29 protein-coding genes are annotated in these 26231 nt (G+C 43.1%); 12 read left to right on the forward strand and 17 right to left on the reverse strand.

Annotated features, from left to right (window positions below):
* Nucleotides 1-542: 542 nt before the first annotated feature.
* From FTV18_RS13820 to def, 3 genes are all read right to left on the reverse strand, one after another.
* Nucleotides 543-2573 (reverse strand): TonB-dependent copper receptor, encoded by a 2031-nt coding sequence (locus tag FTV18_RS13820; RefSeq protein ID WP_180018521.1) that lies wholly within the window; start codon nt 2571-2573, stop codon nt 543-545.
* A 71-nt stretch (nt 2574-2644) separates the two neighbouring features.
* Nucleotides 2645-3058 carry a DUF2946 family protein gene (locus FTV18_RS13825; protein ID WP_180018519.1) on the reverse strand — a complete coding sequence of 138 codons (414 nt, stop codon included), beginning with the start codon at nt 3056-3058 and terminating at the stop codon, nt 2645-2647.
* A gap of 92 nt (nt 3059-3150) precedes the next feature.
* A complete protein-coding gene (gene def, locus FTV18_RS13830) occupies nt 3151-3681 on the reverse strand; it encodes a peptide deformylase (protein WP_004780730.1) in 531 nt (176 codons plus the stop codon).
* Nucleotides 3682-3801: 120 nt separating this feature from the next.
* On the opposite strand from def, the gene FTV18_RS13835 reads away from it, so the two are divergent.
* The 3 genes from FTV18_RS13835 to FTV18_RS13845 are packed head-to-tail and all read left to right on the forward strand — an operon-like array spanning nt 3802 to nt 6763.
* Nucleotides 3802-4956 (forward strand): LysM peptidoglycan-binding domain-containing protein, encoded by a 1155-nt coding sequence (locus FTV18_RS13835; RefSeq protein WP_104426934.1) that lies wholly within the window; start codon nt 3802-3804, stop codon nt 4954-4956.
* A gap of 57 nt (nt 4957-5013) precedes the next feature.
* On the forward strand, nt 5014-6153 hold the full coding sequence (dprA, locus tag FTV18_RS13840; RefSeq protein WP_180018517.1) for a DNA-processing protein DprA: 1140 nt from the start codon (nt 5014-5016) through the stop codon (nt 6151-6153).
* Nucleotides 6154-6193: 40 nt separating this feature from the next.
* Nucleotides 6194-6763, forward strand: a complete 570-nt coding sequence (locus tag FTV18_RS13845) for an L-threonylcarbamoyladenylate synthase (protein WP_034171542.1) — start codon at nt 6194-6196, stop codon at nt 6761-6763.
* A gap of 437 nt (nt 6764-7200) precedes the next feature.
* Here the strand turns inward: FTV18_RS13845 and FTV18_RS13850 are convergent, their stop codons facing one another.
* Nucleotides 7201-8100, reverse strand: a complete 900-nt coding sequence (locus FTV18_RS13850; protein ID WP_179992709.1) for a DMT family transporter — start codon at nt 8098-8100, stop codon at nt 7201-7203.
* 190 nt (nt 8101-8290) lie between these two features.
* Here FTV18_RS13850 and FTV18_RS13855 point away from each other — a divergent pair, with 190 nt between their 5' ends.
* From FTV18_RS13855 to FTV18_RS13870, 4 genes are all read left to right on the forward strand, one after another.
* The gene (locus tag FTV18_RS13855; RefSeq protein WP_166139365.1) at nt 8291-8836 is read left to right on the forward strand and encodes a glutathione peroxidase; all 546 of its coding nucleotides are present in this window, start codon (nt 8291-8293) and stop codon (nt 8834-8836) included.
* Between the two features lie 174 nt (nt 8837-9010).
* Nucleotides 9011-9556, forward strand: coding sequence for a glutathione peroxidase (locus FTV18_RS13860; protein ID WP_180018515.1), 546 nt, complete (start codon nt 9011-9013; stop codon nt 9554-9556).
* A 208-nt stretch (nt 9557-9764) separates the two neighbouring features.
* Nucleotides 9765-10148, forward strand: a complete 384-nt coding sequence (locus FTV18_RS13865; RefSeq protein ID WP_034171538.1) for an RcnB family protein — start codon at nt 9765-9767, stop codon at nt 10146-10148.
* A gap of 163 nt (nt 10149-10311) precedes the next feature.
* Nucleotides 10312-10917 (forward strand): hypothetical protein, encoded by a 606-nt coding sequence (locus FTV18_RS13870; protein WP_159124343.1) that lies wholly within the window; start codon nt 10312-10314, stop codon nt 10915-10917.
* A gap of 68 nt (nt 10918-10985) precedes the next feature.
* Here the strand turns inward: FTV18_RS13870 and FTV18_RS13875 are convergent, their stop codons facing one another.
* The 11 genes from FTV18_RS13875 to FTV18_RS13925 all read right to left on the reverse strand — a co-directional run bounded on the left by FTV18_RS13875 (nt 10986) and on the right by FTV18_RS13925 (nt 20934).
* The gene (locus FTV18_RS13875) at nt 10986-12362 is read right to left on the reverse strand and encodes an NAD-dependent succinate-semialdehyde dehydrogenase (protein ID WP_180018512.1); all 1377 of its coding nucleotides are present in this window, start codon (nt 12360-12362) and stop codon (nt 10986-10988) included.
* 376 nt (nt 12363-12738) lie between these two features.
* Nucleotides 12739-13158: a F0F1 ATP synthase subunit epsilon gene (locus tag FTV18_RS13880; RefSeq protein ID WP_004780711.1), complete on the reverse strand. Its 420-nt coding sequence runs from the start codon at nt 13156-13158 to the stop codon at nt 12739-12741.
* Between the two features lie 26 nt (nt 13159-13184).
* Nucleotides 13185-14579 (reverse strand): F0F1 ATP synthase subunit beta, encoded by a 1395-nt coding sequence (atpD, locus tag FTV18_RS13885; protein WP_004780710.1) that lies wholly within the window; start codon nt 14577-14579, stop codon nt 13185-13187.
* A gap of 30 nt (nt 14580-14609) precedes the next feature.
* A complete protein-coding gene (atpG, locus tag FTV18_RS13890; RefSeq protein ID WP_004780708.1) occupies nt 14610-15479 on the reverse strand; it encodes a F0F1 ATP synthase subunit gamma in 870 nt (289 codons plus the stop codon).
* Between the two features lie 88 nt (nt 15480-15567).
* Nucleotides 15568-17112 carry a F0F1 ATP synthase subunit alpha gene (gene atpA / locus FTV18_RS13895; RefSeq protein ID WP_005233393.1) on the reverse strand — a complete coding sequence of 515 codons (1545 nt, stop codon included), beginning with the start codon at nt 17110-17112 and terminating at the stop codon, nt 15568-15570.
* A 46-nt stretch (nt 17113-17158) separates the two neighbouring features.
* The gene (locus FTV18_RS13900) at nt 17159-17695 is read right to left on the reverse strand and encodes a F0F1 ATP synthase subunit delta (protein ID WP_180018510.1); all 537 of its coding nucleotides are present in this window, start codon (nt 17693-17695) and stop codon (nt 17159-17161) included.
* A gap of 12 nt (nt 17696-17707) precedes the next feature.
* Nucleotides 17708-18178 carry a F0F1 ATP synthase subunit B gene (locus FTV18_RS13905; RefSeq protein WP_004780703.1) on the reverse strand — a complete coding sequence of 157 codons (471 nt, stop codon included), beginning with the start codon at nt 18176-18178 and terminating at the stop codon, nt 17708-17710.
* A 39-nt stretch (nt 18179-18217) separates the two neighbouring features.
* A complete protein-coding gene (gene atpE, locus FTV18_RS13910) occupies nt 18218-18463 on the reverse strand; it encodes a F0F1 ATP synthase subunit C (protein WP_000424060.1) in 246 nt (81 codons plus the stop codon).
* A gap of 82 nt (nt 18464-18545) precedes the next feature.
* Nucleotides 18546-19421, reverse strand: a complete 876-nt coding sequence (atpB, locus tag FTV18_RS13915; RefSeq protein ID WP_004780701.1) for a F0F1 ATP synthase subunit A — start codon at nt 19419-19421, stop codon at nt 18546-18548.
* Nucleotides 19422-19525: 104 nt separating this feature from the next.
* On the reverse strand, nt 19526-19924 hold the full coding sequence (locus FTV18_RS13920) for an ATP synthase subunit I (RefSeq protein ID WP_166139355.1): 399 nt from the start codon (nt 19922-19924) through the stop codon (nt 19526-19528).
* A gap of 170 nt (nt 19925-20094) precedes the next feature.
* Nucleotides 20095-20934 (reverse strand): metal ABC transporter solute-binding protein, Zn/Mn family, encoded by an 840-nt coding sequence (locus FTV18_RS13925; RefSeq protein ID WP_180018508.1) that lies wholly within the window; start codon nt 20932-20934, stop codon nt 20095-20097.
* 145 nt (nt 20935-21079) lie between these two features.
* On the opposite strand from FTV18_RS13925, the gene FTV18_RS13930 reads away from it, so the two are divergent.
* The 4 genes from FTV18_RS13930 to FTV18_RS13945 are packed head-to-tail and all read left to right on the forward strand — an operon-like array spanning nt 21080 to nt 23619.
* Complete coding sequence (locus FTV18_RS13930) at nt 21080-21577, forward strand: transcriptional repressor (RefSeq protein WP_005233384.1); 498 nt, start codon at nt 21080-21082, stop codon at nt 21575-21577.
* Entirely contained in the window at nt 21559-22341 is a 783-nt protein-coding gene (gene znuC, locus FTV18_RS13935) for a zinc ABC transporter ATP-binding protein ZnuC (RefSeq protein ID WP_180018506.1), read from the forward strand. The genes FTV18_RS13930 and znuC overlap by 19 nt, the downstream gene beginning before the upstream one ends.
* Before the next feature lie 3 nt (nt 22342-22344).
* Nucleotides 22345-23145 carry a zinc ABC transporter permease subunit ZnuB gene (gene znuB / locus FTV18_RS13940; RefSeq protein WP_034705182.1) on the forward strand — a complete coding sequence of 267 codons (801 nt, stop codon included), beginning with the start codon at nt 22345-22347 and terminating at the stop codon, nt 23143-23145.
* A 3-nt stretch (nt 23146-23148) separates the two neighbouring features.
* The gene (locus FTV18_RS13945; protein WP_180018504.1) at nt 23149-23619 is read left to right on the forward strand and encodes a DUF523 domain-containing protein; all 471 of its coding nucleotides are present in this window, start codon (nt 23149-23151) and stop codon (nt 23617-23619) included.
* 39 nt (nt 23620-23658) lie between these two features.
* Here FTV18_RS13945 and FTV18_RS13950 read toward each other — a convergent pair whose 3' ends face one another.
* Nucleotides 23659-24279, reverse strand: coding sequence for a LysE family transporter (locus FTV18_RS13950; RefSeq protein WP_125279444.1), 621 nt, complete (start codon nt 24277-24279; stop codon nt 23659-23661).
* A gap of 159 nt (nt 24280-24438) precedes the next feature.
* On the opposite strand from FTV18_RS13950, the gene FTV18_RS13955 reads away from it, so the two are divergent.
* Nucleotides 24439-25359 (forward strand): Dyp-type peroxidase, encoded by a 921-nt coding sequence (locus tag FTV18_RS13955; RefSeq protein WP_180018502.1) that lies wholly within the window; start codon nt 24439-24441, stop codon nt 25357-25359.
* 53 nt (nt 25360-25412) lie between these two features.
* Here FTV18_RS13955 and FTV18_RS13960 read toward each other — a convergent pair whose 3' ends face one another.
* Nucleotides 25413-26102, reverse strand: coding sequence for a hypothetical protein (locus FTV18_RS13960; RefSeq protein ID WP_180018500.1), 690 nt, complete (start codon nt 26100-26102; stop codon nt 25413-25415).
* Between the last annotated feature and the right edge of the window lie 129 nt (nt 26103-26231).

A 26231-nucleotide genomic window follows, 5' to 3' on the forward strand; every position in this document is an offset into this window, starting at 1 on the left:
TTCTGACAAATATTTCTCAAATAAACTTCGAGTAATTTCTACCATTCAATCAATGAAAATAATTTCGATCAATCAACCAGTAAAAATCCACACAAGTTGTTCTTCATAATCTCTTAATGATCTTCTTGCTACTTCGTCAGTAGCAAGCTAGGTCGGCTATATTACTCTCTATCTCTAGAAAGTCAACCAGTAATGAAAATTATTTTTAAACTTCTTTCCTAAAACCTAACTCAACCATTTCATGCTAAGTTACTGTTTTATCAGAAGTTTTAATCTTCATCACTGCCGATGGATGTGCATTCTACAGTATTTCAGGGGGCTTGCAACCCCATTTTTTAAACTTTACAAACGCATGTTTATTTTATAATCCATAAAATTCATAAGTTACTGTTTTATTTATAAAAATTATTTTAATAAAAGTTTGAGTTATTATTTAATGCAAAACAAAACAATATTAACTTACTGATAAACATGAATTTAAATTACTACCATAAACAAAAAGCAGGAAAAAACTCCTGCTTTTTGTTTGTTTTCAGTTCAAATTAGAATTTCATACTGATTCTTGCCCAGTAATTCCGTCCGATATTATTAAATTGCTCATTGGCAGCAAATCCAAAACCGGAACTGCCCATCTTGTTCAAATGCTCGGCATAGGTACGGTCCAGTACGTTATCGACACCCACAGAAAGATCCATGTTGTCATTTACATGATATGTACCATTTAAAGAGAGAGTACCAAAACCAGCACTTTGCTTAAGATCATAGCCGACAATATTGCCTTCACGCTCACTAATTCGGTTCTGACCATCGACCAGGCGCCAGTAGGCACCCAAAGTATAGTTATCCTGGATATAACGTAAATTTACCCGAGCTTCCAAAGGTGAAATCTGTGGCAACGGCGTATTGTCACTGGTATTTTTACCCCAAGCATACATCGCACTCAGATCAGCCTGAATCGCATCAGTAAACTGATATCCGATTCCGACTTCTGCACCTGCCACTGTTGCATCTACATTTCGGCTATGTGCTTCTAACATTCCCATATTACCTGTTGGCAAGTAAGTCGTGAGGATGTAATCATTGATCACACCTGCATATGCCGATGCCCATGAACTGAAATTACCATGTTCATGCTGGTAGCCAATATCCAGCTGTAAAGTTTTTTCAGTATCAATGTTCTTAAAGGTATTTGGATGACCATTGCCTGATTTTGGACTGAACAGCTCCCAGTAATCCGGCATACGTTCGACATAGCCAATACCCATATAAGTCTTGCCATCATCATGGTCTGGATGCTGATTCTCAAAACGCAAAAAAGCGCTTGGTAAAGTTTTTTTACGCTCCTGGTTTGACTCCACTGCTTCTACTTTGACCTGATCCAGACGCAGGCCACTCACCAACTTATGATTATCACTGACCTCATAACTGAGCTCACCGAAACCACCGATCGACTGGAACTCCATATCTTTAATACGTGGCTTATTCTGATACGCTGTCATCAGATTTCCGTTACGTTTGCTATGCTGATTATTCTGGCTGTCGATACCTGTAATCAGCTGTAATTTATCCCATTCACTGGTCACGGCCATACGCGCATTCAATGTCTTACGCGCTACATTGGTGGCCATAGGCATACTCATCATACCGCCAGGCTTGAACTCGCGCAGACTATAGTTATCCATGACATGGTCATTAAAATTGTAGTTTACCTGTGCTTCAATTTTCTTGATCACATCGCTGACATTTCTCTTTTCAACACGCAAACCCAGACTTTCACGGGCAAACTTGGAGCCATCCATTGCACGGCCGGCATACACAGCTTCACCATCCGCCTTGCCCCCGGTCAACTCTACCCAGGTATCGCTATCCGGTGTCCAGCCTAATGCAATGTCGGCATTCCAGCGCTCCCAATCGGAAGGAACAGTCGTGCCATTACCATCTTTATAACTGTCTGAAACAGAGCGGCTGGTATTCAGGCGAATATATTTCTGTGCATCACCTGCTGCAACTTCAACATTATGGTCAAGACGTCCGAAGGAGCCCAGCAGGACACTGGCCTGACCGCGATAGTGATTGTCTGCATCAAACTGTTCAGGTGAACGCTCAAAAATGACGGTTGCGGCTGAACCGGTATTGGCATATTGCACCGTCTGCGGACCTTTAATGACCGAAATCTGGTCATAGCTTTCCGGGGAAATATAGGAGGTGGGCGAATCCATCCGGCTTGGACAGGCCCCCAGGTTTTCCGTGCCATCCGTTAAAATTTTAATTCGTGAACCGAACATACCGCGGAAAGTGACATCCCCATTGGTTCCTGCGCCACTATTGACTGAACTAAAACCCACAATACTTTGCAGATAATCTGCACCATCGGTTGCTGGCACTGGCTGAATCGGCTGTTTGGGATCAGCACGAACAATCAGACCATTGGCATCATTACCGGCAGTTGAAGTCACCACAATCGGCGCCATGGTTTGTACAGGCATGCTTTCATTGGCCATAACCACTGATGAATAACAGGCAACACAAATCGCAGCCGCAAGGGGCTGTAACAAGAATTTAGACTGAGCCATTTTCAATCTCACTGAATACATAAATTAAACACAATCCGAGTCATTCAAGACCCAGGCAAAACAACGTGGATTTATGCAAACAGTGGCGGTGCCCGTCCCTGCGGGATTAAAAAGAGTCGCTGAAGGATAAACCAGACATGCTTAAAGGCTTGTTCAAAAGCCAAGAGTCTGACCTGAATTCGATCCAGGACTTCTTTCACTTCAAGCTTAGGCGGCAAAACCAGGTTGCCATAGACAGTACAGTACTGACACTGATGACTGGCATCGTGTTCATGCGCCATGGAGTCTGAGGAAATAGGATGCTGATCAAGGTGATGATGGGCAGAATGTTCAGAATGAACATGAGAGGAAACTAAAAGGGCGCGCGTGATGGTTTCACAGACCGGGGCAACCTGATATTGCTTCGGCAGCAAAGGCTGTAAGAACACAGCAATCTGTAGAAATACCGCCACAAAGGAAAGTAGCAGACCTCCCCGCAGGACCATAGGCAAACCCTTGAATTTGTCTGGGCTAAGTATAACAAAGCCCAATCGAAATTGGGCTTGTTGAACCATAAAAATTGCTTGGGAAAAGAGTCCTAGCGTTTAACTGCAACTTTTTCTTTATTGCGCTGGCGAACCAGTTTTTCTACTTTTTCACGGGCACGCTGACGTTTCAATGGCGACAGATAATCCACAAAAAGTTTACCATTTAAGTGATCCATTTCATGTTGGATGCACACAGCGAGAAGTCCATCAGCCTCTTGTTCAAAGGGTTGACCATCCAGACCAATTGCCTCGATTTTTACGCGTGACGGACGCTCAACTTTATCGTATATTTGAGGAACTGATAGACAGCCCTCTTCATAAGGCTGTGTTTCTTCAGTCAATGGTGTGATTTTGGGGTTAATGAACACCATGGGTTGATCTTTGTTTTCAGACAGGTCCATCACAATCAGCTGAATATGACGATCGACTTGGGTCGCGGCGAGTCCGATGCCTGGCGCTTCATACATGGTTTCAAACATATCTGCAGCGAGCTGACGAATTTCATCAGTAACTTCTTCGACTGGTTGTGCAATGGTACGAAGACGGGGATCCGGGAAACTTAAAATAGGTAATAAGGCCATACTGCGTCCTCAATTATGCCATTGATCAAAAAACCAAATGAAGGGAATGCTTCATCAAAAAAATGTGTGTAAGATCGTTATTATAACGCAACTACGCACATAATTTTAGGAATTATGATAATGAAAAAGGTTTTGAAGGGCATGCCATTTTTTAGTGCCTTGGGGTTAAAAAATCAAATGCTCGCACTGGCAGTTTGTGTCGGAGTGAGTATGGGGACAATGTATTCAGCCGAGGCAGCTCCTGCCCGTAACGTCAATCCACCTGCTTTAAAAGCCAGTGCGCCCAATGTCTACGTGGTCAAAAAAGGCGATACATTGTGGGATATTTCAAAACGTTTCTTAAAAAATCCGGTGCGTTGGCCAGAAATCTGGGCCAGTAACAAGCACGTGAAAAATCCACATTGGATTTTTCCAGGTGATCGCCTGTTGATGTGTGACTATCAAGGTCGTCCAATTATCGGTAAAGACGAAGGTGATGGCTGTGAAGGTATCATCAGTCGTTATATCGGTAGTACTTCATTACAACCACAGGTTCGCGTTGAATCTTTAAATAATACGATTCCAGTGATTCCATTAGCGCACATCCAGCAATGGCTGGAACGCTATACCATTGTGGCAGCGGATTCAGTTCAGGGTACGCCTTACATTCTCGGCACTGCAGACCAGCGCGTACTGGCAGGTAAAGGTCAGAAAGTTTATGCCCGCGGCAATGGTTTGGTGGTTGGCCAGCGTTATGCGGTATATCGTGAAGCAGACCCTTATGTATTTACCGATGCCAATGGCAAGAAATACACGGCTGCTCTAGAGTTGCAACAGGTTGCTTCCGGAATTGCAGTACGTGGCGAAGGTGATGTCACCACGCTGGAATTGACAGATAGCTATAATGCCGAAGTCCGTCGCGGTGACCGTGTATTACCTGAATACGATCCGATGTTGCCTACCCTGTTCTATCCAGTGAATGCAGAAAATACGGTTGCTGGCGGTCAGATTGTGCGTGTACTGGGTTCAATTGGTACCGCTGCGCGTCATAGTGTCGTGACGATTGACCGTGGTACGGCACATGGGGTTCAGACTGGTCATGTCTTCAGCGTAAACCAGAAAGGTGAAGTGGTGACTGATCCGAAAACCAAAGAGCGCGTACAGCTTCCGGGTGAGCGCATTGGCAATGTGATGGTCTTTAAAACTTTTGATCAGCTCAGCTATGCTTATGTGCTGGAAAGTGAGTTACCTATCAAGGTGGGTGCCAATATTCAAGCGCCATTGTTAGATGAATAAGAGATTGATCTAACTTTACAACTTAAAGAATAAGAAGACACAGATATAGGTCTCGATATGCTGAACTCGTTATCACGCGTGCAACTGGAAACACTGACGTTATGGTATCTGGTTCAGCATTCTCTTTCGAGCTTCTATAAAATCAGTCAGCATTATTCAAGTCTGACCACAGCCATACAGCCTGATCAGGTGCCTACCTGGCAGGCTCTTGGCATTCATGCCAATCATGTCCAACGCTTAAAAGACTTCTCGCTTCCAGAATCACAGCAGAAATTTCAGCGCTGTCTGGAAAAAATTCAACGAGATAGTGATTTCATCCTGCTCTATCATGATCTGCACTATCCGCAGCAACTCAGCCACTATGTAGACAAACCACCAATTATTTTTGGTCAAGGTCAGCCGGATACATTGCTTCAGGCTCAAATTGCGGTTGTAGGAAGTCGCAAGCCGAGTCCTCACGGCCGGCAAGTAGCTTATGATTTCTCCTTTTATTTGAGTGAACAGGGTTTCTATATTAATAGTGGATTAGCACAAGGCATAGATGAAGCTGCTCATCGGGCAGGATTAAAACATCAGGGAACCATTGCGGTGATGGGAACCGGACTGGATCAAACCTACCCTTCTCAACATGCACAATTGCGCCAGGAAATCATTGCACATGGTGGTGCGGTCATTACCGAGTTTCTGCCAGAGACTCCACCGTTGCAGCATCACTTTCCACGGCGTAACCGGATTGTCAGTGGCTTAAGTCTCGGGGTCATTGTGGCTGAAGCGACCTTAAAAAGCGGCTCTCTAATTACGGCCAAACTGGCTGCCGAACAAGGCAAAACCGTATTTGCTATTCCGGGGCATATTTATAGCGAATATCATAAGGGTTGCCATCAGCTGATTCGTGAAGGCGCGATTCTGATTGATCACCCGCAACAGGTGATTGAAGAACTGGCTCTGGCGACCCAGTGGCAAGCCTTACAAAATGAAGTACAACATGACATGGCGGATGAACTTCCTGCACACATACCGCCTCATCTGCTCAGACTTTATAACCAGCTGGACTGGGTCGGACAGGATCTGGATCATCTCAGTCATCATCTGCAACAGGATGTCTCTTCTCTGACCAGTCAATTGATGGAACTGGAGCTACTTGGCTTTTGCACCCAGCAAGCCGGCATGTATCTACGTTGTCGTCCACATAAATAAGGTTCACAATAGACACTTCTTGTTTTGATAAGGTATACACATGATCACCACCTCTGTTGCCGAAGCAGCTGAATGTCTCAAAGCTGGACAGGTCTTGGCATACCCTACAGAGGCTGTTTGGGGTTTAGGTTGCGACCCCTATAATGAACAGGCATTTCACCAGATTTTAACCTTAAAACAGCGCCCGATTGAAAAAGGCGTGATTTTACTCGCAGCTCATATTTCACAAGTGGAACATTTACTTCAGGATCTAAGTGAAGAAATGCGTGAAAAAGTAATTGAGTCTTGGAGTAATGATCGACCTACAGACCGGGCAACCACCTGGTTACTCCCTGCCAATGACGATATTCCAGGCTGGATTAAAGGCAAACACCCTAAAGTGGCAGTGCGCGTGACCACTCATCCTCTTTGTGTAGCCTTGTGTCAGGCTTTTGGCGGTTTTATTGTTTCAACCAGTGCCAATCCTGCCGGCTTAGAACCTGCACGTTCCCTGCAAGATGCCATGCGTTATTTTGGTCAGGACCTAAATTATCTGAATGGCGATCTGGGACTGAGCCAGAAACCAAGCCGGATTATTGATGCTGTAACAGGTGAAATTATTCGTGACTGAGCCTTTGCTCAGTCATTTTTCTTTTCAAGCCGACTAAAGTTTTAAGACAAAAAAAAAGCTCAACCATATAGGGATGGTTGAGCATAAAAAAGGATGTGTATTATCACATCCAGAGGGTCTGTAAATCTCTGGGAGTTTGATAAATCTAGGTTTTTTCTGATTCATCATTCTCGATGCGGGCATTATGCGAGAAATCCGTCACAACAGCAAATATAATAAAACAATTTATTAATACATTTTTTCTATTAAAAATATTTAAAATTTAATCAAAATTCAAAATATCTTGCTATTTTTGTTTCAGTTTTAAAATGAAGTTAATTTTTAATAATTTATTTTTATATCCATAATCACTAAATTTAAGGAATAATACTGTAAAAATAATGTAATCATTTATTCAAATATTAAACAAATAAAACTTTAACTCTTTATTTGATCGCTTAAACCTTGGGTTTAGCAGGGTATTGCGCCAATAAAATACCTACTAGAATAATGGCACCACCAATGCTGTGGTAGATCGTCCAGGCTTCAGATAACCATAAATAAGCGATTAACGCCGTAAAGACCGGCATCAAATTCATAAAAATACTGCTGCGGTTTGGACCAAGTTGTTGTACAGCCATCATCCATAAGAATGGGGCAGCAATAGAAGGAAAAATTCCGGCATAAATAATACTTGCTGCGTTATTACTATTAATAGCATCCAGACCTGAGTACAACACTAAAGGAATGTGATAGAGAACGGCCAAAAAAATCTGCATATACAGACTAACCAATAGCGGAATCTGGATCTGCCATTTTTTGAGCAATACGCCATAACAGGCATAGAAAAATACCGCAATCAGCATCAGCAGATCACCAATATAATGATCTCCTGCATCCAGTAAATGTGCCCATTGCCCCTGCCCCATCACATACATCAGACCAATAAAAGACAAAATACTGCCAATCACTGCCATTAAGGTGGGGCGAACATGTAAAACAAAGATCCCAACAATAATAGTAAAAATCGGAATAAAGGCATTAATCAGGCCCATATTGGTGGCACTGGTATAATGTGCTGAGGTATAAGCCAGCCCTTGATACAACACCATGCCCAATGCACTTAAGACAGCCAGATGCCCCAGATGTGGTCGAATTTCTGGCCAGGCTTTGCGAACCTTAGGCCACATTAACGGCGTTAAAATCAGCAGAGCCAGAACCCAGCGATAAAAACTGATACTTAAGGGAGAAATATAATCTGCCACATAACGGGTAACCGTCATATTCAGAGACCAAATCAAAACTGCGGCCAGTGGTAAGGCCATGGCCCACCAGGCTGCTTTTTGTTGTTGTATCATACTGTCATCCATGAGTCGCTGGTCTTGTATTAAGCTATTCCTATTCGCACCCTAGCATAATAGATTTTTCACATAATATTGCAGCAATTTTACTGCCTTGAGTAAATCAGCTCACCTGTTTGTACTTGTACTAAATCTGAATACCCGTTAAAACAAATAGCCCTCATTCATTTAATAAAAAGGAAATCCGATGAGCACTTCTGTGTATGACATTCCGGTAAAAACGATTCAAGGAACGGACACGACGCTGAACCAGTATCAAGGCAAAGTCTTACTGCTGGTAAATGTGGCATCAAAATGCGGCCTCACTCCACAATACGAAGGCTTGCAAAAACTCTATGATGATAAAAAAGCCGAAGGACTGGAAATCTTAGGCTTCCCTTCCAATGATTTTCTGGAACAGGAACCTGGAAGTGAAAAGGAAATTCAGGACTTCTGTTCCCTGAACTATCAGGTGGATTTCCCGCTGTTTGCTAAAATTCCGGTCGTGGGTGAAGCTAAACATCCTTTGTATGCCACTTTGACTCAGGCTGTGCCAGAACGTATTGGTGAAGGTCCATGGTGGAAAGATCTGGTCGACTATGGCCTGACTCCAAATGAACCGCCTGAAGTCCTCTGGAACTTTGAAAAATTCCTGGTGAACAAACAGGGGGAAGTCGTTGCACGTTTTGCACCGGATATCACGGCAGATGATTCACGCCTGCTGGATGCAATCAATGCTGAGCTTGCTAAATAAGTCTTTTTAAATAGGTCGGTTGCAACTGATGACCAGTTTAGCCGACCTGGCTCATAGGCATAAACATTGAATTTCATATTTTTTTCACAAACTTATCTAAAATTTATGTTTGCTGAAACCGCCCAGACCCGATAAAACATGAGTCTATTTCCATAACAATTCGAGCAAAATAATATGAGCCAGTCCATTTATGAGATTCCGGTAAAAACCGTCACTGGAGAAAATACGACTTTGTCCAATTATCAGGACAAAGTCCTGCTGATTGTAAATGTCGCATCGAAATGTGGTTTAACCCCACAATATGAAGGACTGCAGAAACTTTATAATGAGAAAAAAACCGAAGGACTGGAAATTCTGGCTTTTCCTGCGAATAACTTTAAAGGTCAGGAACCGGGCACAGACGAGGAAATCCAGCAGTTCTGCAGTCTGAACTACAATGTGGATTTCCCGCTATTCTCCAAGATCTCTGTCGTGGGTGAAGATCAGCATCCTCTTTACCATTATCTGACCCAAGCTCAGCCGCAACGTACAGGCGGCGAAGATTTTGCAGAGCGCCTGAAAAGTTTTGGCAATACGCCAAATGAATTACCAGAAGTGCTGTGGAACTTTGAAAAATTCCTGGTCAACAAGCAAGGTGAAGTGGTCGCGCGTTTTGCACCAAATATTCCAGCAGATGATGCTCGCTTGCGAGATGCGATCAATGCAGAATTGGCTAAATAATTTGTAACAGTAATGTAAGTATCTATTTCAATAATAGATACTTATTCTTTATATTAAAATCAAATACTTACAACCAGATTTACTTAACTCTAAAATCTCCATGATTTACGCTTAATTTTTATTTTTCTACAACACTTCATTCCATATTTATCAATGAGTTAAGCCTAATATGCAGTTATCCCAAGAGAGATAACGATAGGTTCAAAACATGAAAAACTTAGTAAAAGCAGTCGTATTTTCATTATCTAGTACACTTGTGGCGACTTCAGCTTTTGCTGCAGCTCCAGAGCATCACTCGCAACACCATCAGCCACAAAAAACGCATGTTCAGCAACAGTATCACGCACAGCATAAATCTCCTGCACACGCTCAACAGCATAAACAGGTACATAAGAAAATAGATCCTTCACGCGATTGGCGCGTAGGTCAAAAAGTACCAGCTCAGTTCCAGAGCAAAATGTACAAGGTAGATCACAGCAAATACAAAAAGCTCAGCAAACCTGGTAAAAACCAGCAATGGATCAAAGTAAATGGTGACTATATCCTGACCAATGTGATGAGCCATAACATTATCAAAATTATTGCAGGATAAGTTTTATCCTCCTCGGTGAAAAAGAGTGCTTCGGCACTCTTTTTTAATGTCTTAATCTTTTGTATTCAAAATATTTGTTATGACTTTGCAACAATCTTTTTTATCTCCACATTTTATTCTTATAGTCATGCATTAGAACCACCTGCTCCGAGACCAAGATTTTATGTCCAAGATTCTTGTAAATGCTCTTCTTCCTTTTGCCCTATTTAGCTCAGGCATTTTATTAATGGGCTGTGAACAGGCGACCGAAGCACCGGTCGAGCAAGAACAAAGTACGCTTTCTACTGATCTTGAACCTGTACAGCAAAGTGATCGCACGACGACTGCGCAAACAGAGCTGAAGTCTGGCAATATGTTTTATATGGTGCGTGATGTAGCTGATCTGCAATTCAAGGCAGGGAGTTATGTTGAACAGTTAAAACAAACCCAAACTGATCTGCAAACTGCGGTGGATACTAAAGATACCGAGCAACTGCAAGCTACAGCAGGCAAGTTACAACAACAGTTGACAGGCTTTAATCAGGCTTTAGGTGAACTGAATTTAAAAAGTCAGGAAATTGATCAGGTACGTAGCAATATTATGAGTGCCAATCAACAGGTTCTGGCTTCTCCTTTACTGAATGGCCAAGTCGATTTCAGTCAGGTTGATTTAAAGAAAATTGAAAGCCAGATGGTTAGTGTGCAAGCTGAAATGCTTAAACTGGCAGGCATGCTGATTCAAAACTCAGATAAAGATGCTTCATCAGAAGCTGAAACAGAAAATACTTGATTTACGCTGATATCTCGTTCAAAAAGAAGCCACTGTTTAAGTGGCTTCTTTATTTTAAAAATTAAATATTATTTTTTTGGGCTTTTCACCACCACCAATCGTTTCTGCACAAATTCTTTGAAACCATCGCTTGAAAGTTCATGACCATAACCCGAATTTTTAATCCCGCCAAATGGCAGCTCTGGCGCAGTATCGGTATACCAGTTGATCCAGATCATGCCAGTTTCTACACGTGAAGCCAGTTTTTTCGCCCGCTCAATATTTTGTGAATGAATCACGCCTCCGAGACCATAATTAGAATCATTGGCAATCGATACAATTTCATCTTCATCTTTTGCGACATAGATCTGTGCCACAGGACCAAAGAATTCTTCATACCAGGCCGGATTATCACGGCTGATATTTTCCAGAATAGTTGGCTGATAGAAATTACCTTCATGCTCATAAGGCTTACCACCAGTCACGACTTTCGCGCCATTCTCTACTGCCTTATCAACCTGCTTGGTCAGTTTTTCCAACGCATCTGCCGAAGACAGTGGGCCAAGTGTAGTTTCAGAATCCAACGGATCACCAATTTTTAAGCCTTCAAAGACCTTGATCATGCCCGATTTAAATTGTTCCGCAATTTTCTCATGCAGGATAAAACGTTTAGCTGCTGTACAAACCTGCCCCGTGTTATTAACGCGTGCCTGACAGCCGATTTTGATCGCTTTTTCCAGATCAGCATCATCCAGCACAATAAATACATCATTACCGCCTAATTCTAGTGTCGATTTGGTGACATGTTTCCCAGCTTGCCCTGCTACTGCACGCCCTGCGCCTTCTGAACCTGTGAGAGCAACGCCTTGTACACGCGGATCCGCGATAATATCTGCGACCTGATCGCTACTGATAAACAGATTAGTCCACACACCTTTCGGCGCGCCTGCATCCAGAATCAACTGTTCAAAGGCTTCAGCACATTGCGGAACGATGCTGGCATGCTTGGCTACCACAGGGTTGCCAATCGCGCAGTTTGGGGCAAAGACACGCATCAATTGATAGAATGGGAAGTTCCAGGGTTCTACCGCCATAATAATGCCTAAGGGATGATGTTCTACCCAAGCTTCTCCCAGTTCCGTTTCATAAGAAACTGGCGCTAAAAACTCTTTGGCATGATCTGCATAATACTCAGCAATTTTTGCACAGCTTTCAATTTCACCTTCACTCTGCTTGATCAGCTTACCCATATCCAGTGTCATAATTTTAGCCAGTTCTGACTTGCGTTCCCGCATGTTGCTTGCCAGTTTACGAAGTACCTCAATTCGGGTATCTACTTGTTGAGTCCAATCCGACTTCAGGATTTTTTCTGCAGTATCCAAGGCATTCTGGATATCTTGATCAGTATGTGACGGATAATCTTTTAATTTCTGGTTGTTAAAGGGGTTAACGGATTGATAACTCATAATTAGATCCCTGCTTGGCCAATTCAATTTTTATAAATGGATAACAACGTGATTCGCGTCGTGACAGAGGTAGTAGAACCGTGAAGCTTTGTAATAAATAAATCCGAAAAGCTTAAAGACGCCATATCAACTTAGCATTGTTTTTTTCTGACTATGGTTTTGCTTACAGATTGGTTCAAAAGATTACGCAGCGCAGGTAAAAGTTATATCGAGTGGTACAAATTAGAGCCATATAGTTTTCTTAAAATAATTATTCATAAGGCTAAAATCTGGTAACTGATTCAAAATTTTAGTACAGCATAGATAAGCAAAATAGTTTTTTTATACATAAAAAAAACCACCCTTTCGGGTGGTTTCTTCAATCTTAAACCAACAATTACATTGCACGGTTTTTGATTTTGCGGATCGTTTCCAGCTGAGCAGCAGTTTCTGCAAGAGCAGCCAAAGCAGCAGCAGAGTCCAAATCGCTCTTTTGATTTGCTAGCAATTGTTCTGCGTGTTTACGCGCTTCAATAATTGCCGCTTCATCCAAGTTTTCTGCACGGACTGCTGTATCAGCAAGAACCGTAACAACATGCGGTTGAACTTCTAGAACACCACCAGATACATAGATTAATTCTTCTGTACCGTTTTCCAAAATAACGCGGATCGCGCCAGGTTGGAGCAAAGTTACCAGCGGAGCGTGACCAGGCATAATACCTAACTCACCGCCAGCACCTTTAGCAATTAGCATAGTTACAGTGCCTGAGTACAAAGACTCTTGAACACTTACAACGTCACATTGCATAGTCGCCATGAGAATCTCCTAAATTAGGGAACTAATTAAAGTTTCTCAGCTTTAGCAATCACTTCGTCAATACCACCAACCATGTAGAACGCTTGTTCTGGGATGTGATCGTATTCACCAGCTAGAAGACCTTTAAAGCCACGAATCGTTTCTTTAAGCGGTACAAGTTTACCAGGAGCACCAGTAAACACTTCAGCTACGTGGAACGGTTGAGAGAAGAAACGTTGGATCTTACGTGCACGGTATACAGTAAGTTTGTCTTCTTCTGACAATTCGTCCATACCAAGAATTGCGATAATGTCTTTCAATTCTTTATAACGTTGAAGAACGTTTTGAACTGAACGAGCGATTTCGTAATGCTCAGTACCAACTACAAGTGGATCTAGCTGACGTGAAGTAGAGTCAAGTGGATCAATCGCAGGGTAAATACCTTGAGAAGCGATGTCACGGCTCAATACAACAGTTGCGTCCAAGTGAGCGAACGTAGTTGCAGGCGATGGATCTGTTAAGTCATCGGCAGGTACGTATACCGCTTGGATTGACGTAATAGAACCAGACTTAGTAGATGTAATACGTTCTTGAAGAACACCCATCTCTTCTGCAAGAGTCGGTTGGTAACCTACTGCAGATGGCATACGGCCTAGAAGTGCTGATACTTCAGTACCCGCTAGTGTATAACGATAGATGTTGTCGACGAACAATAGTACGTCACGGCCTTTACCGTTTTCGTCTTTTTGATCACGGAAGTACTCAGCCATAGTCAAACCAGTCAACGCTACGCGTAAACGGTTACCTGGTGGCTCGTTCATCTGACCGTAGACCATTGCTACTTTGTCAAGAACGTTAGAGTCTTTCATTTCGTGATAGAAGTCATTACCTTCACGAGTACGTTCACCAACACCAGCAAACACAGATAAACCTGAGTGTGCTTTCGCGATGTTGTTGATCAACTCCATCATGTTTACAGTTTTACCAACACCGGCACCACCGAACAGACCAACTTTACCACCTTTCGCGAACGGGCATAGTAAGTCGATGACTTTAATACCAGTTTCTAGAAGGTCAGTAGAAGCCGCTTGTTCTGCATAAGAAGGCGCTTGACGGTGAATTGGTAAACGCTCTTCAGTCGCAACAGGACCAGCTTCGTCGATCGGGCGACCAAGAACGTCCATGATACGGCCAAGAGTCGCTGTACCTACTGGTACAGAGATCGGAGCGTTAGTGTTAGTTACGTTCAAACCACGCTTAAGGCCTTCAGTAGAACCCATTGCAATAGTACGAACTACGCCATCACCAAGTTGTTGCTGAACTTCTAATGTAGTTTCAGTACCGTCAACTTGGAGAGCGTCATAGATCTTAGGAACGCTGTTACGTTCAAACTCGACGTCGATAACCGCGCCGATGATCTGAATGATACGACCGCTACTCATTGCTGTCTCCTCAATTCAAACTAATATATGTTAAACGGCAGCGGCACCACCAACGATCTCAGAAATTTCCTGAGTAATCGCGGCTTGACGCAGCTTGTTATAAATAAGTTGCAGGTTCTTGATCAATTCACCCGCGTTATCAGTTGCAGCTTTCATTGCAACCATACGAGCAGACTGCTCACACGCGATGTTTTCGATCACACCTTGATACACCACAGACTCGATGTAACGAACCAACAAGCCATTTAAAAGCTCTTCAGCTTCAGGCTCGTAGATGTAATCCCAACCGTATTGACGGTTAAGCGTCTTGTCTTCTTCAGCAGCTGCCAAAGGAACAAGCTGTTCGATCTTTTGGTTTTGAGTCATGGCGTTGACAAAGCCGTTAGAAACCAGATAAATACGATCTAATTCGCCTTTATCATAAGCGTCTAACATCACCTGTACAGAACCAGATAACTGTTCAAGACTTGGAGTGTCGCCCACTTGAGTGGTCGCACCAAGCACTTTACCGCCGTAGTTTTTAAAAAACGAAACCGCTTTTTGACCAATCAAAGCAAATTGAACTTCAATTGACTGCTCTTGTTGCTGTTGAACGTGTTTTACCACTTTCTTGAACAGGTTAATGTTCAAACCACCAGCAAGGCCACGATCTGAAGACACAATGATATAGCCAACGCGCTTAACAGGACGTTCAACCATATAACGGTGTTTATATTCAGGATTCGCTTGTACCAAATGAGCAATTACACGGTGCATATTTTCGGCATACGGACGGCCTTGTGCCATGCGCTCTTGCGCACGACGCATCTTAGAAGCTGCTACCATCTGCATCGCGCGAGTAATTTTCTGCGTGCTTTTGATACTAGCTACTTTGGCGCGAATTTCTTTTAAATTTGCCATACGCTTAACCTAGTATTCGAAGGCCCTTACGAGCCCTCGAAGGTTGATTCCGTGAACCAAACCAACACCAATCTAGCAAGTTGCTAAATTAGTAAGTTTGAGTCGCTTTGAATTTTTCAATACCAGCTTTGAATTCAGCTTCGATATCTTTATCCCAAGCACCAGTCTCGTCAATTTTTTGCATTAACGCAGCGTGTTCTGAACGGAAGTAAGCAATTAACGCAGCGTCAAAGTCTACGATTTTCTTCACTTCTACGTCAGCCATGTAGCCTTCGTTAGATGCATAAACTGATACAGCTTGGTCAGCGATTGAGTATGGAGCATATTGTTTTTGCTTCATAAGCTCAGTTACGCGTTGACCGTGTTCAAGCTGTTTACGAGTTGCTTCGTCAAGGTCAGAAGCGAACTGAGCAAACGCTGCCAATTCACGGTACTGTGCAAGTGCAGTACGGATACCACCAGACAATTTCTTGATGACTTTAGTCTGCGCAGAACCACCAACACGAGATACAGAGATACCCGCGTTCACAGCAGGACGGATACCTGCGTTGAACAATGATGTTTCAAGGAAGATCTGACCGTCAGTAATCGAAATTACGTTGGTTGGTACGAATGCAGATACGTCACCTGCTTGAGTTTCAATAATCGGCAATGCAGTTAATGAACCAGTTTGGCCTTTAACTTCACCGTTAGTGAATTTCTCAACGTAGTCAGCAGATACACGAGAAGCACGTTCAAGTAGACGTGAATGTAGATAGAACACGTCACCTGGATAAGCTTCACGACCTGGTGGACGACGAAGAAGCAATGAAATTTGACGGTAAGCAACAGCTTGTTTAGACAAGTCATCATAGATGATCAGAGCGTCTTCACCGCGGTCACGGAAGTATTCACCCATTGTACAGCCAGAGTATGGAGCCAAGAACAGCATTGCTGCTGGATCGGCTGCAGCTGCTGCTACAACAGTTGTATACGCCATAGCGCCAGTTTCTTCCAGCTTACGTACTACGTTTGCAATAGTTGATTGTTTTTGACCAACTGCAACGTAGATACATTTAATGCCAGAGTTTTTCTGAGCGATGATCGCGTCGATCGCCATAGCTGTTTTACCAGTCTGACGGTCACCAATGATCAACTCACGTTGGCCACGGCCTACTGGGATCATTGTATCTACTGATTTATAACCAGTTTGTACAGGTTGATCCACTGATTGACGCCAAATTACGCCTGGTGCTACTTTTTCAACAGCATCAGTCAGTTTTGCATCAATAGGGCCTTTACCATCAATCGGGTTACCCAAAGCGTCTACGACACGGCCAAGAAGTTCAGGACCAACCGGAACTTCTAATACACGACCTGTACAACGAGCTTTTTGACCTTCTTGAAGGCTTAAGTAGTTACCTAAAACAACGACGCCCACTGAATCCTGTTCTAGGTTCAGTGCCATACCGTATAAGCCGCCGTCGAATTCGATCATTTCACCGTACATTGCATCAGCAAGGCCGTGAATGCGCACAATACCGTCGGATACCATAACAATGGTACCTTCGTTTTTAGCGGTCGCGCTGGTGTCCAGATCGCCGATACGCTGTTTAATGAGCGCACTGATCTCGGATGGATTCAGTTGTTGCATTGCGCTATACCTCAATCTTTTTAAAGTTCAGTCTTCTTATATGCAATTAAGCTAGAAGACGAGTACGCATTTTTTCAAGCTTATTAAGCGCAGAATCATCTATCACTTGGTCGCCTGCACGAATAACCACACCCGCAATTAACGCTGGGTTCACTTCTACAGAAACATTTACTGCCGCAGCGAAACGTTTTTCTAACGCTTGAGCAAGAATTTGTTCTTGTACAGAAGTCAATGGGAATGCTGATTCAATCACAACATCCACAGTATTGTTATTCTGTGATTTGAGCTGTTCGTATTCTGCTTGAATTTCAGGAAGCAAAGCCAAACGGTTGTTTTCAGCAAGCAATGTCAAAAAGTTTGACACTGCTGCAGTTTGGTCTTCACCTAAAACTTTGGCAAAAATACTCACCTGCTCAGCAGGCGTAAGCTCAGGGCGATTTAGATAAGCTGAAAATGCTTCGTCTTGCACCGCAGCACTGAGCAATTCAAGTGCAGTTGACCAAGAGTCAGCTGTACCTTGCTCAGAAGCGTAAGCAAATGCTGCTTTTGCGTAAGGGCGTGCCAACGTCAAGAGTTCAGCCATAATCCGCCTCTCTTAAAGTTTAGCAGCCAGCTGAGTCAGCATGGCATTGTGAGCTTCTGCGTCAACTTGCTGGCTAAGAATTTTCTCAGCACCAGCAACTGCAAGAGCAGCCACTTGTTGACGTAATTCTTCGCGAGCAGCATTGATTTCAGTATCAACAGCTTCTTTAGCTTGTTGACGAATACGCTCACCTTCAGCTGACGCTTGGGTACGAGCTTCTTCGACCAATTGCGCTGCACGACGGTTCGCTTGTTCGATCAATTGAGCCGCTTGTGCTTTTGCCGCGTCCAGTTCAGCTTTCACTTGTGCTTGCGCATCTGCAAGGTCAGCCTTCGCTTTTTCAGCAGCGTTTAAGCCATCAGCGATTTTACGCTGACGTTCACTAATCGCATTGATTAGTGGTGGCCATACAAACTTCATGCAGAATGCGACGAAAATCGCAAACGCAATCGCTTGGCCAAACAATGTGAGGTTGATATTCATTGCAAATTCCTCAAATAGTGAATTTCGGAATTAAGCTGATTAACCTACAAATGGATTAGCGAAGATGAAGAACAAGCCAATACCAACACCGATCATAGGCACAGCATCAAGAAGACCCGCGATTAAGAACATACGAGTTTGAAGTTGTGGAGCCAATTCTGGTTGACGAGCTACAGCTTCAAGGAAACGGCCGCCTAGAAGACCAAAACCAATCGCAGTACCTAAAGCACCGAAAGCGATCAAGATAGCAGATGCAATTGCAACTAGACCTAAAGTGAGTTCCATGATAATTCCTCAGAGGTTAGGTTTATACCAAATTAAGTTAAAAAATTGTGCCCAACCATCCCGTGACAGTTAGGCAATACCATTAATGCTTTTCGCTTGCCATGCTCAAGTATACGATAGTCAGCATCATGAAAATGAATGCTTGTAGCGTAATAACAAGAATGTGGAAGATCGCCCAAGGCACAGATAACGCCCACTGGATCCAGAACGGTAATAACGCGATAAGAATGAAGATTAACTCACCCGCATACATGTTACCGAATAGTCGTAGAGCCAATGAAACTGGACGTGCAAGGAAGGTTACCAATTCCAGAATCAAGTTCACTGGAATAAGGATCGCTTTTGCAACTGGGTTACTTGGGTTAAATGGGTTAAGTGCTAGTTCACCAACGAAGCCACCAACACCTTTTTCACGGATGCTGTAGAACAAGATAAGTGCAAATACAGACAATGACATACCAAGGGTAATGTTAGGGTCAGTAGATGGAACGATCTTGAAGTATACGTGGTGTGGATCAATACCAAACAGGCCACCAATCACGTGTTGAGCGACATAAGGAATCCAGTCAACCGGGATAAGGTCCATCAAGTTCATGAGGAAAATCCACACGAAGATGGTTAGCGCTAGTGGAGCGATCAAACGCGATTTACCATGGAAGGTATCGCGTACACTTGAGTCAACAAACTCGATAATCATTTCGATTGCAGACTGGAACTTGGTAGGAACACCAGAGTTTGCAGCTTTCGCTACAAGCCAGAATAACAAGCAGAAAATGATACCAAGGCCGATTGACCAACCCATTGAATCCAAGTGAATAGCAGTGAACCCCATCTGTTGAGCTTCAGCACCGTTCTCAGCCAATTTCCATGTACCGTCTGGCATTTTGCCATAGGTCATATTGGTCAAGTGATGCTTGATATACTCGGTCGAAGTAAGGGCATGTTCTTCAGCAGCCATAAATCACACCTGGTCAATGTCAAAAAACTATAGAACAAACGAATATCGCGTGCTGCTTGATATCTCGCCTGCTCCTAAAAAAACTTTTCAATTTTTTGTTGTGTTTAAACTCGTTTTTGTAGACGTGACACCCAAAAAGGAGCGACCCACGACATGGCTTGAACGAGCATAAAACCACAAAACAACGCAACCGGGGATAACGGCTTGACATTGCTTAAAATTAAAATGAAACCAACAATCACAATTGCAAACTTGCCCATCAAGCCTTTATACATGTTCGAAAGAACCTGCTTAGATGCCCGGGCTCCTGCCGCTCGAAATGATTGCCATGAAAAATAACAACTCGCAAGCCAGCAGACGAACGCCCCCAAAGCGGCACTCAAGGCTACGGTTGAGTCTTTCACGACCCAGCCAATCAAGGCTGAAACAGGAATCATTAATGCTTGTAAGAGGACTAAAGCTTTCGCTAATCGTCGGTCAATCAAGCGACTAGTTCGGCTCATTATTTATTCACTCACAGCAAGCATGCTTGACAAGTTTAGCTGATGATTATTTTTAATCGCAGGCATTATAGAGTTACACCCCTGAACATGCAATCTTTTCCCGACCTTAGTCGTGTTTTTTTCAACAGATCAAATGCTGGCAAACTAATCAAAACTTGATTATTTTTAAATCATTGATGGGCATTTAACACACATTTACGGGTTTGCTCGGCCAATTTCTGCCAGGCCTGGATAAAGTCCCCTGCCCCACTCATGCTTTCATCGACACTCTGGAACACAATCGGTTTCAGTTTACGGTACTGATTTTCTCCGGCATGTGCTTCTGCCAGCAGACACATTTTGCTCTGCACACGACTTTCTTGCAGATACTTGATCTGCGCCACGGTTGGTGACACATGTGGATCATCAGTCAAAGCCCCCATGAACTTCAGGTTCAATGGGCGTTCCAGATATTGATAGGCATCATGGTAGGACCAATAAGGTTGAGCTTTACTTGTAGAACTATAACGCTGTGCAGTCAAAAACATGGTTTGGGCAAAGTCACGCGCATTTTTCCAATAGGCTTCCCGATGCTCAGGCAGCTGCTGAGAACGTAAGGCTGCAATAAAGAAACCGATACGTACTGCATTATTGGGATCGAGCCAAACATGAGTATCGACGGTATCTTTTAAGACTTGCCCACGTGGATTACGCATTGGCAAAGTGGTCAGAATACCCGAATCTAAAATCGCGATACTTTTATTGTTATTGTTCAACACTTTTGCCAACGGTGCTTCATGTGCCTGCCCCAACCAGATCACCAGGCCGGCATCCTGAATCGTTTTACGGTGTGCCGGGGTGAGGCTGACATCATGACCGCTTTGATTGGCCAGTAATAAAGTCGGCTGTTCCACGCCTTGAGTAATGGTCTTGGCAATCAGATAAATCGGCTGCGTTGAAACCACCAGACTTTGCGACCAGCTAAGGGTACTGAACAAAGCCAAGCTACACAGGGCAAGGAAACGGAACATGAAGAGAAATCGCTATATAAGAACAAATTTGATATTGTTATAATATAACAAAATTACAAAAATACCTATGCCCAATCGAAACTCTGGGCGCTTCATGTTAAGATTTGAAATCTTTTAATTTTCAGTTTCGCACCTGAGGTGAACTATGGGTTCATGTTCGCACGAACACCACAATGCATTGCACGGCGTACACGACCATCCAAATGTCGCGCAACGTCTGGCCGAAGCAGAGAGTCTTTGTGCGGCAAGTGGCGCACGCCTCACTCCTTTACGCAAAGAGGTACTGGAACTGATTCTGAATGCAAGCGGCCCGATGGGTGCGTATGACCTGCTGGCACAAATGAAAAATGCCAGCGACCGTCCCGCTGCCCCACCAACGGTGTACCGTACACTCGACTTTTTATTAGAAAAAGGCTTTATTCACCGCCTGACCTCTATTAATGCCTATATTCCCTGCTGCCATCCGCGTGAAGGCCATCAGGCGGCATTCTTGATTTGTACTGAATGTAAAGCAGTCAAAGAAGCATCTGCACAAGGTTTATTAGAACAACTGGATGCCTTGGCGGCTTCAGACGATTTTAGTGCACACCACAGCATTATCGAAATTTCAGGAATCTGTCAGCAGTGTCGCAACAAAGCTTGAATGCATCACCCTTGATCCAGCTTTCCAAGATCTGGGTCAATATTGATGATCGTGACATTTTAAAGGCCATTGATTTCTCTTTGCAGGAGAAAGAGATTGTTACGCTGATTGGTCCGAACGGTGCCGGTAAGTCGACCTTAATAAAGGTCATGCTTGGGATCGTCAAACCGAAATCCGGTGAAATCAAAACGGCGCGCAAGCTAAAATTCTCTTATGTGCCACAGAAATTCAATCCTTCACATAGTCTGCCACTACGTGTCAAAGACCTGTTAGCTCTAGAAAAATGCCCTGCGGATATTACGGCAGAAATCATCCGTGATACCGGCATTGCCAAACTGGAAAATTCTAAAGTACAACAGCTTTCCGGCGGTGAACGTCAACGTGTGTTGTTGGCTCGCGCCTTATTACGTCAGCCGGATATTCTGGTACTGGATGAACCGATGCAGGGTCTAGATATTCAGTCTGAGGCTGAACTGTATGAATATGTGCGTAGCCTGCCGGAAAAATATGGCTGTGCCATTTTAATGGTCTCGCATGACCTGCAATGGGTGATGCAAGGCACACATCGTGTGGTCTGCTTGAACAAACATATTTGTTGTAGCGGCCTGCCAGAAAGCGTGCAGCAGCATCCAGAATATCAGGCCATTTTTGGTATTAACCGGGTGTTCTACCAGCATCATCATGATCACTGTGCGCATGGTGATTCCGCCACACCTTGTCAGCATGATGCACGACCGCATATTCACCCTGAGCCGGAAGCTTAAGCCATGATGGATTGGTTATCTCTCCTATTACCTGCATGGATTATGGGAACACTCTTGGTGTTCCTGACCGCACCGCTCGGCTGTCTGATGCTATGGCGCCGCATGTCATTTTTCGCAGACACCATGGCACATGGCACTTTGCTCGGTGTTGCTATTGCCGGTGCGATGAGTCTTCCGCTGTGGATGGGGGTCAGCTTTATTGCAGTCTTATTGGTTGCTGTACTTTGGGTATTGTATGACCCACGCTTACCAAATGATGCATTGCTTGCACTCTGTTCCGCTACCCTGCTCTGTTCAGGCCTGTTATTTATTCAGCATTTACCAAGTTTAAGACCAGAACTGCTTAGTTATTTATTTGGTGATCTACTCACTATTTCATGGACAGATCTTCCTACTTTTGCCGTCGTGATTATCTTGGCTTTGGCTGTCCTGTATAAAAGCTGGCAGGCACAAATCCAAATTGCGATTGATCCTGATATGGCGATCAGTGAAGGCGTGAATGCAAAACTGCAACGTCTGATCTTTATGTTGTTACTGGCACTGTTTACTGTATTGGCATTACGTGCGGTCGGTTCTCTTTTGATGGGCGCACTTCTAGTCATTCCAGCTTTGACGGCTCGCCTACTGGCAAATTCTCCTCGTCAAATGGTGATCTGGGCTTTTGTGATTGCACAAATTGGTGTGACAGTCGGACTCTGGTCAAGTGCAGGTCTGAATACGTCAACAGGTCTGACCATTGTGCTGACCATGTCAGTGCTGTTTGCCGCTATTTTTATTCTACAGAAGTTTAAAAAACTGGCTTAAGGCATGGCAGGCAAATTTTATCTGATCAGTGCCTGCTTGCTTGGACACAAGGTTCGTTATGATGGTCGCGACTGTCTGGTAAAAGAGTTGGTCGATCATTTGCTACCAGATCAATATGTCACGATTTGCCCTGAAGTCAGTAGTGGTTTGCCTATCCCCCGACCCGCAGCAGAGATTCAAGGCGGCACAGGATTAGAAGTTCTTAAAGGTTTAGCTCAAGTAACAGATATTCAAGGAAGGGATGTATCTACTGCTTTTATACAGGGAGCATATGCTGCTCTGAAGCTGGCACAAAAATTTCAAGTCACCCATGCGGTCTTAAAAGCCAATAGTCCATCTTGCGGCAGCAAGCTGATTTATGATGGTTCATTTACTGGGAATAAAATTCAGGGTGATGGCGTGACGGCTGCATTATTTAAACAGCATGATATTGAGGTCATGACTGAAGATGAATTTTTACAGATGATTCTTTAAGAGATCGTTGAATTCCCTCTCCTGTAAGAAGAGGTTTCCCTACTGATGCACCAAACTCAATAAAAACGCAGCTCCAGCGAACAAGCTGGCAAAAGTTCGATTCATGACTTTCTGCTGTTTTGGCGATTTCAGAAGACGCAGAACCTTGGCAGCCAGACCGGTATAACCTGCCATCACAATCAGATCAATCGTTACCATAGTCGCGGCCATAATCACATACTGAATCCATTGCGGTTTAGATAAGTCCAGAAATTGCGGTAATACTGCCAGCAAAAATACAATTGCCTTGGGATTACTCATATTGACCAGAAAACCGTGAATGACGAGTTTCCCAGCTGATTTTCGTGCGAGTTCATGTTTAATTTCAATCGACTGCGCTGGTGCTTTCCACTGCAAAAAGGCCAGATACAATAAATAGGCAACCCCAAACCATTTCACTGCAAGAAATGCCCAAGGTGTAGTCGCAAACAATACCCCTGCCCCGGCAGCCACAATAGCAATTTGAACCAATAGGGCGAGTTGCAGGCCGAGCGCATTCCAATATCCATGTCGGAAGCCATAATTTAGTCCGCTCGACATCGAAGCAATAGCACCCGCACCTGGGGAAATACTGATCACCCAACAGGCTAACATATAAGCAAACCAGACTTGATAGGACATAGAGATTTAACTCATTCAAATTCAGGATCTAATTATATGACTTTTCCAATATTTTCAGCCAAAAAAATTGCTTAAAGATCAGACTGCATACTATTCACTCTATAGCGCTTCAGGCACAATAGCAGGATTGGATACAGAAATTTATTACAGGAGCCATGAATGACAGCCCAATCTGTAATTTTGCCATTACCTTCAGATCATGCTCGCTTTATTGTTTTACGTCTGAAAGATCTCAGTATCGAAGATTTTAAGGAACGATTAAAACAGCTATTTACGACACGCGATCGCCTGATTACCCAACATCCGAATGCGCAAATTAAAACGGCTGTCGCTTTTGGTCCTGAACTCTGGTCAAAATTGTATGAACAGGCACCTGCTGGTTTTAAACAATTAGAGCCAATTCAAGGTTCATTTAATATGCCTGTGGTACCGGCAGATGTGCTGATCCATATTGCCAGTGCGCGTGCCGATATCTGTTTCGCCTTGAGTCAGTCTTTCTTTGAAGGTATTCGCGATCAGGTTGAAGTACTAGATGAGCGTGTTTGCTTCCGTTACTTTGATGGCCGTGATATTACCGGTTTCATTGATGGGACTGAAAATCCGCAATTCCCGGATGATCGAGCTGAAGTGGCTTTACTTGGTGAAGATACGGGCATTTTCCAGGATGGTTCATTCATTTTTGCACAGCGTTATGCGCATAACCTGGATAAATGGAAAAAACTCAAAGTCGATGCTCAAGAACAAGTGATGGGTCGTACCAAACTTGAATCGATTGAACTCGAGGATGAAGTAAAACCTGCCAATGCGCATATCGCTCGTACTGTCGTTGAAGATGAGGAAGGCGAGGAAATGGAAATTCTACGTCACTCTCTGCCTTATGGAGATGGTCGTGGTGACCAAGGTCTATTCTTCATTGCTTATACCAAAGACCTGAAAATCATTGATGCCATGTTAGTGCGCATGTTTGGTACATCAGGCGATGGGATCCATGACCGCTTGCTACACTTCGTGACTCCAATGGATGGTGCGTATTACTTTGCACCAAGTGAGGAGTTACTGGAAGAGGTTTTGGAAGGGTAAAATTTATAAGGTCGGTGATTGCTACATTCTCCATAATGTAGCAATCTAAAAAATTATTTTTTAAGAAAATTGCTATAATTAATATTTTCACACCCTAGAGTAAATGTTAAGCACTTTAAATCTGAATCTAAAATCAATTTATAGTCATTAATTTTCCTGTTACTTTCCCTAATATTGGCATTATATAAATATTTTTTCTCTTCTTTAATATAAGAAAAATTATCACCAGCCAATATACTCCCGTAATCACTTTCTAAATTAGCAGATGAAGAATTTACTACTGGAGCTTCAATAACTAAATTTGATAACTTATTATATATAAAAAAGTTAGATATAAATTTTTTATAAGGTCTTTTCACATAATCTAATTCACTAAATTCCCTTATCCGAAAGGCAACTATTTTTTTATCTTGATAAAGTATTTTTAAATCTACAGTTGATTTTAAAGGCACAGTACCTTGATATAAAATATAAGTTTTTTGATTATTTAAAACTACGACGCCATAACTCTTAAGAATGTAATCTCCACCAGAATATTTTTTGTTTTTATCCCCATAATCAACTAAACTTAATTTTAAATTTTTATTTAATTGAGAGAATCTACCAAATTGATCCAGAAATAAAACTGGTTCTTTAATTTGGGTAGCACTTTGCTGGTAATCATTCCAATCTATATTTTTTGCGTGACATAATAGTGAAAAGAAGCTACTGCTAATTATTACTATAGATTTAAGTATTTTCATATTTTAACCCGAATCGCGGATAAAAAATTGACTTGAAAAATAAGAGGACTAGAGCCATCAGTTGAGTTACCACACAAAACTTAAAACTCTAGTCCCGATGTTTAATAGTACCGAATTATTTTGCGTAAT

The organism is Acinetobacter sp. YH12241 (assembly GCF_013417535.1).
Lineage (GTDB): Bacteria > Pseudomonadota > Gammaproteobacteria > Pseudomonadales > Moraxellaceae > Acinetobacter.

Bases quoted from the DNA above. Each gene is read 5' to 3' on its own strand.
- FTV18_RS13820 (WP_180018521.1), bottom strand. From the start codon at position 2,573: ATGGCTCAGTCTAAATTCTTGTTACAGCCCCTTGCGGCTGCGATTTGT.
- FTV18_RS13825 (WP_180018519.1), bottom strand. From the start codon at position 3,058: ATGGTCCTGCGGGGAGGTCTGCTACTTTCCTTTGTGGCGGTATTTCTA.
- def (WP_004780730.1), bottom strand. From the start codon at position 3,681: ATGGCCTTATTACCTATTTTAAGTTTCCCGGATCCCCGTCTTCGTACC.
- FTV18_RS13835 (WP_104426934.1), top strand. From the start codon at position 3,802: ATGAAAAAGGTTTTGAAGGGCATGCCATTTTTTAGTGCCTTGGGGTTA.
- dprA (WP_180018517.1), top strand. From the start codon at position 5,014: ATGCTGAACTCGTTATCACGCGTGCAACTGGAAACACTGACGTTATGG.
- FTV18_RS13845 (WP_034171542.1), top strand. From the start codon at position 6,194: ATGATCACCACCTCTGTTGCCGAAGCAGCTGAATGTCTCAAAGCTGGA.
- FTV18_RS13850 (WP_179992709.1), bottom strand. From the start codon at position 8,100: ATGATACAACAACAAAAAGCAGCCTGGTGGGCCATGGCCTTACCACTG.
- FTV18_RS13855 (WP_166139365.1), top strand. From the start codon at position 8,291: ATGAGCACTTCTGTGTATGACATTCCGGTAAAAACGATTCAAGGAACG.
- FTV18_RS13860 (WP_180018515.1), top strand. From the start codon at position 9,011: ATGAGCCAGTCCATTTATGAGATTCCGGTAAAAACCGTCACTGGAGAA.
- FTV18_RS13865 (WP_034171538.1), top strand. From the start codon at position 9,765: ATGAAAAACTTAGTAAAAGCAGTCGTATTTTCATTATCTAGTACACTT.
- FTV18_RS13870 (WP_159124343.1), top strand. From the start codon at position 10,312: ATGTCCAAGATTCTTGTAAATGCTCTTCTTCCTTTTGCCCTATTTAGC.
- FTV18_RS13875 (WP_180018512.1), bottom strand. From the start codon at position 12,362: ATGAGTTATCAATCCGTTAACCCCTTTAACAACCAGAAATTAAAAGAT.
- FTV18_RS13880 (WP_004780711.1), bottom strand. From the start codon at position 13,158: ATGGCGACTATGCAATGTGACGTTGTAAGTGTTCAAGAGTCTTTGTAC.
- atpD (WP_004780710.1), bottom strand. From the start codon at position 14,579: ATGAGTAGCGGTCGTATCATTCAGATCATCGGCGCGGTTATCGACGTC.
- atpG (WP_004780708.1), bottom strand. From the start codon at position 15,479: ATGGCAAATTTAAAAGAAATTCGCGCCAAAGTAGCTAGTATCAAAAGC.
- atpA (WP_005233393.1), bottom strand. From the start codon at position 17,112: ATGCAACAACTGAATCCATCCGAGATCAGTGCGCTCATTAAACAGCGT.
- FTV18_RS13900 (WP_180018510.1), bottom strand. From the start codon at position 17,695: ATGGCTGAACTCTTGACGTTGGCACGCCCTTACGCAAAAGCAGCATTT.
- FTV18_RS13905 (WP_004780703.1), bottom strand. From the start codon at position 18,178: ATGAATATCAACCTCACATTGTTTGGCCAAGCGATTGCGTTTGCGATT.
- atpE (WP_000424060.1), bottom strand. From the start codon at position 18,463: ATGGAACTCACTTTAGGTCTAGTTGCAATTGCATCTGCTATCTTGATC.
- atpB (WP_004780701.1), bottom strand. From the start codon at position 19,421: ATGGCTGCTGAAGAACATGCCCTTACTTCGACCGAGTATATCAAGCAT.
- FTV18_RS13920 (WP_166139355.1), bottom strand. From the start codon at position 19,924: ATGAGCCGAACTAGTCGCTTGATTGACCGACGATTAGCGAAAGCTTTA.
- FTV18_RS13925 (WP_180018508.1), bottom strand. From the start codon at position 20,934: ATGTTCCGTTTCCTTGCCCTGTGTAGCTTGGCTTTGTTCAGTACCCTT.
- FTV18_RS13930 (WP_005233384.1), top strand. From the start codon at position 21,080: ATGGGTTCATGTTCGCACGAACACCACAATGCATTGCACGGCGTACAC.
- znuB (WP_034705182.1), top strand. From the start codon at position 22,345: ATGATGGATTGGTTATCTCTCCTATTACCTGCATGGATTATGGGAACA.
- FTV18_RS13945 (WP_180018504.1), top strand. From the start codon at position 23,149: ATGGCAGGCAAATTTTATCTGATCAGTGCCTGCTTGCTTGGACACAAG.
- FTV18_RS13950 (WP_125279444.1), bottom strand. From the start codon at position 24,279: ATGTCCTATCAAGTCTGGTTTGCTTATATGTTAGCCTGTTGGGTGATC.
- FTV18_RS13955 (WP_180018502.1), top strand. From the start codon at position 24,439: ATGACAGCCCAATCTGTAATTTTGCCATTACCTTCAGATCATGCTCGC.
- FTV18_RS13960 (WP_180018500.1), bottom strand. From the start codon at position 26,102: ATGAAAATACTTAAATCTATAGTAATAATTAGCAGTAGCTTCTTTTCA.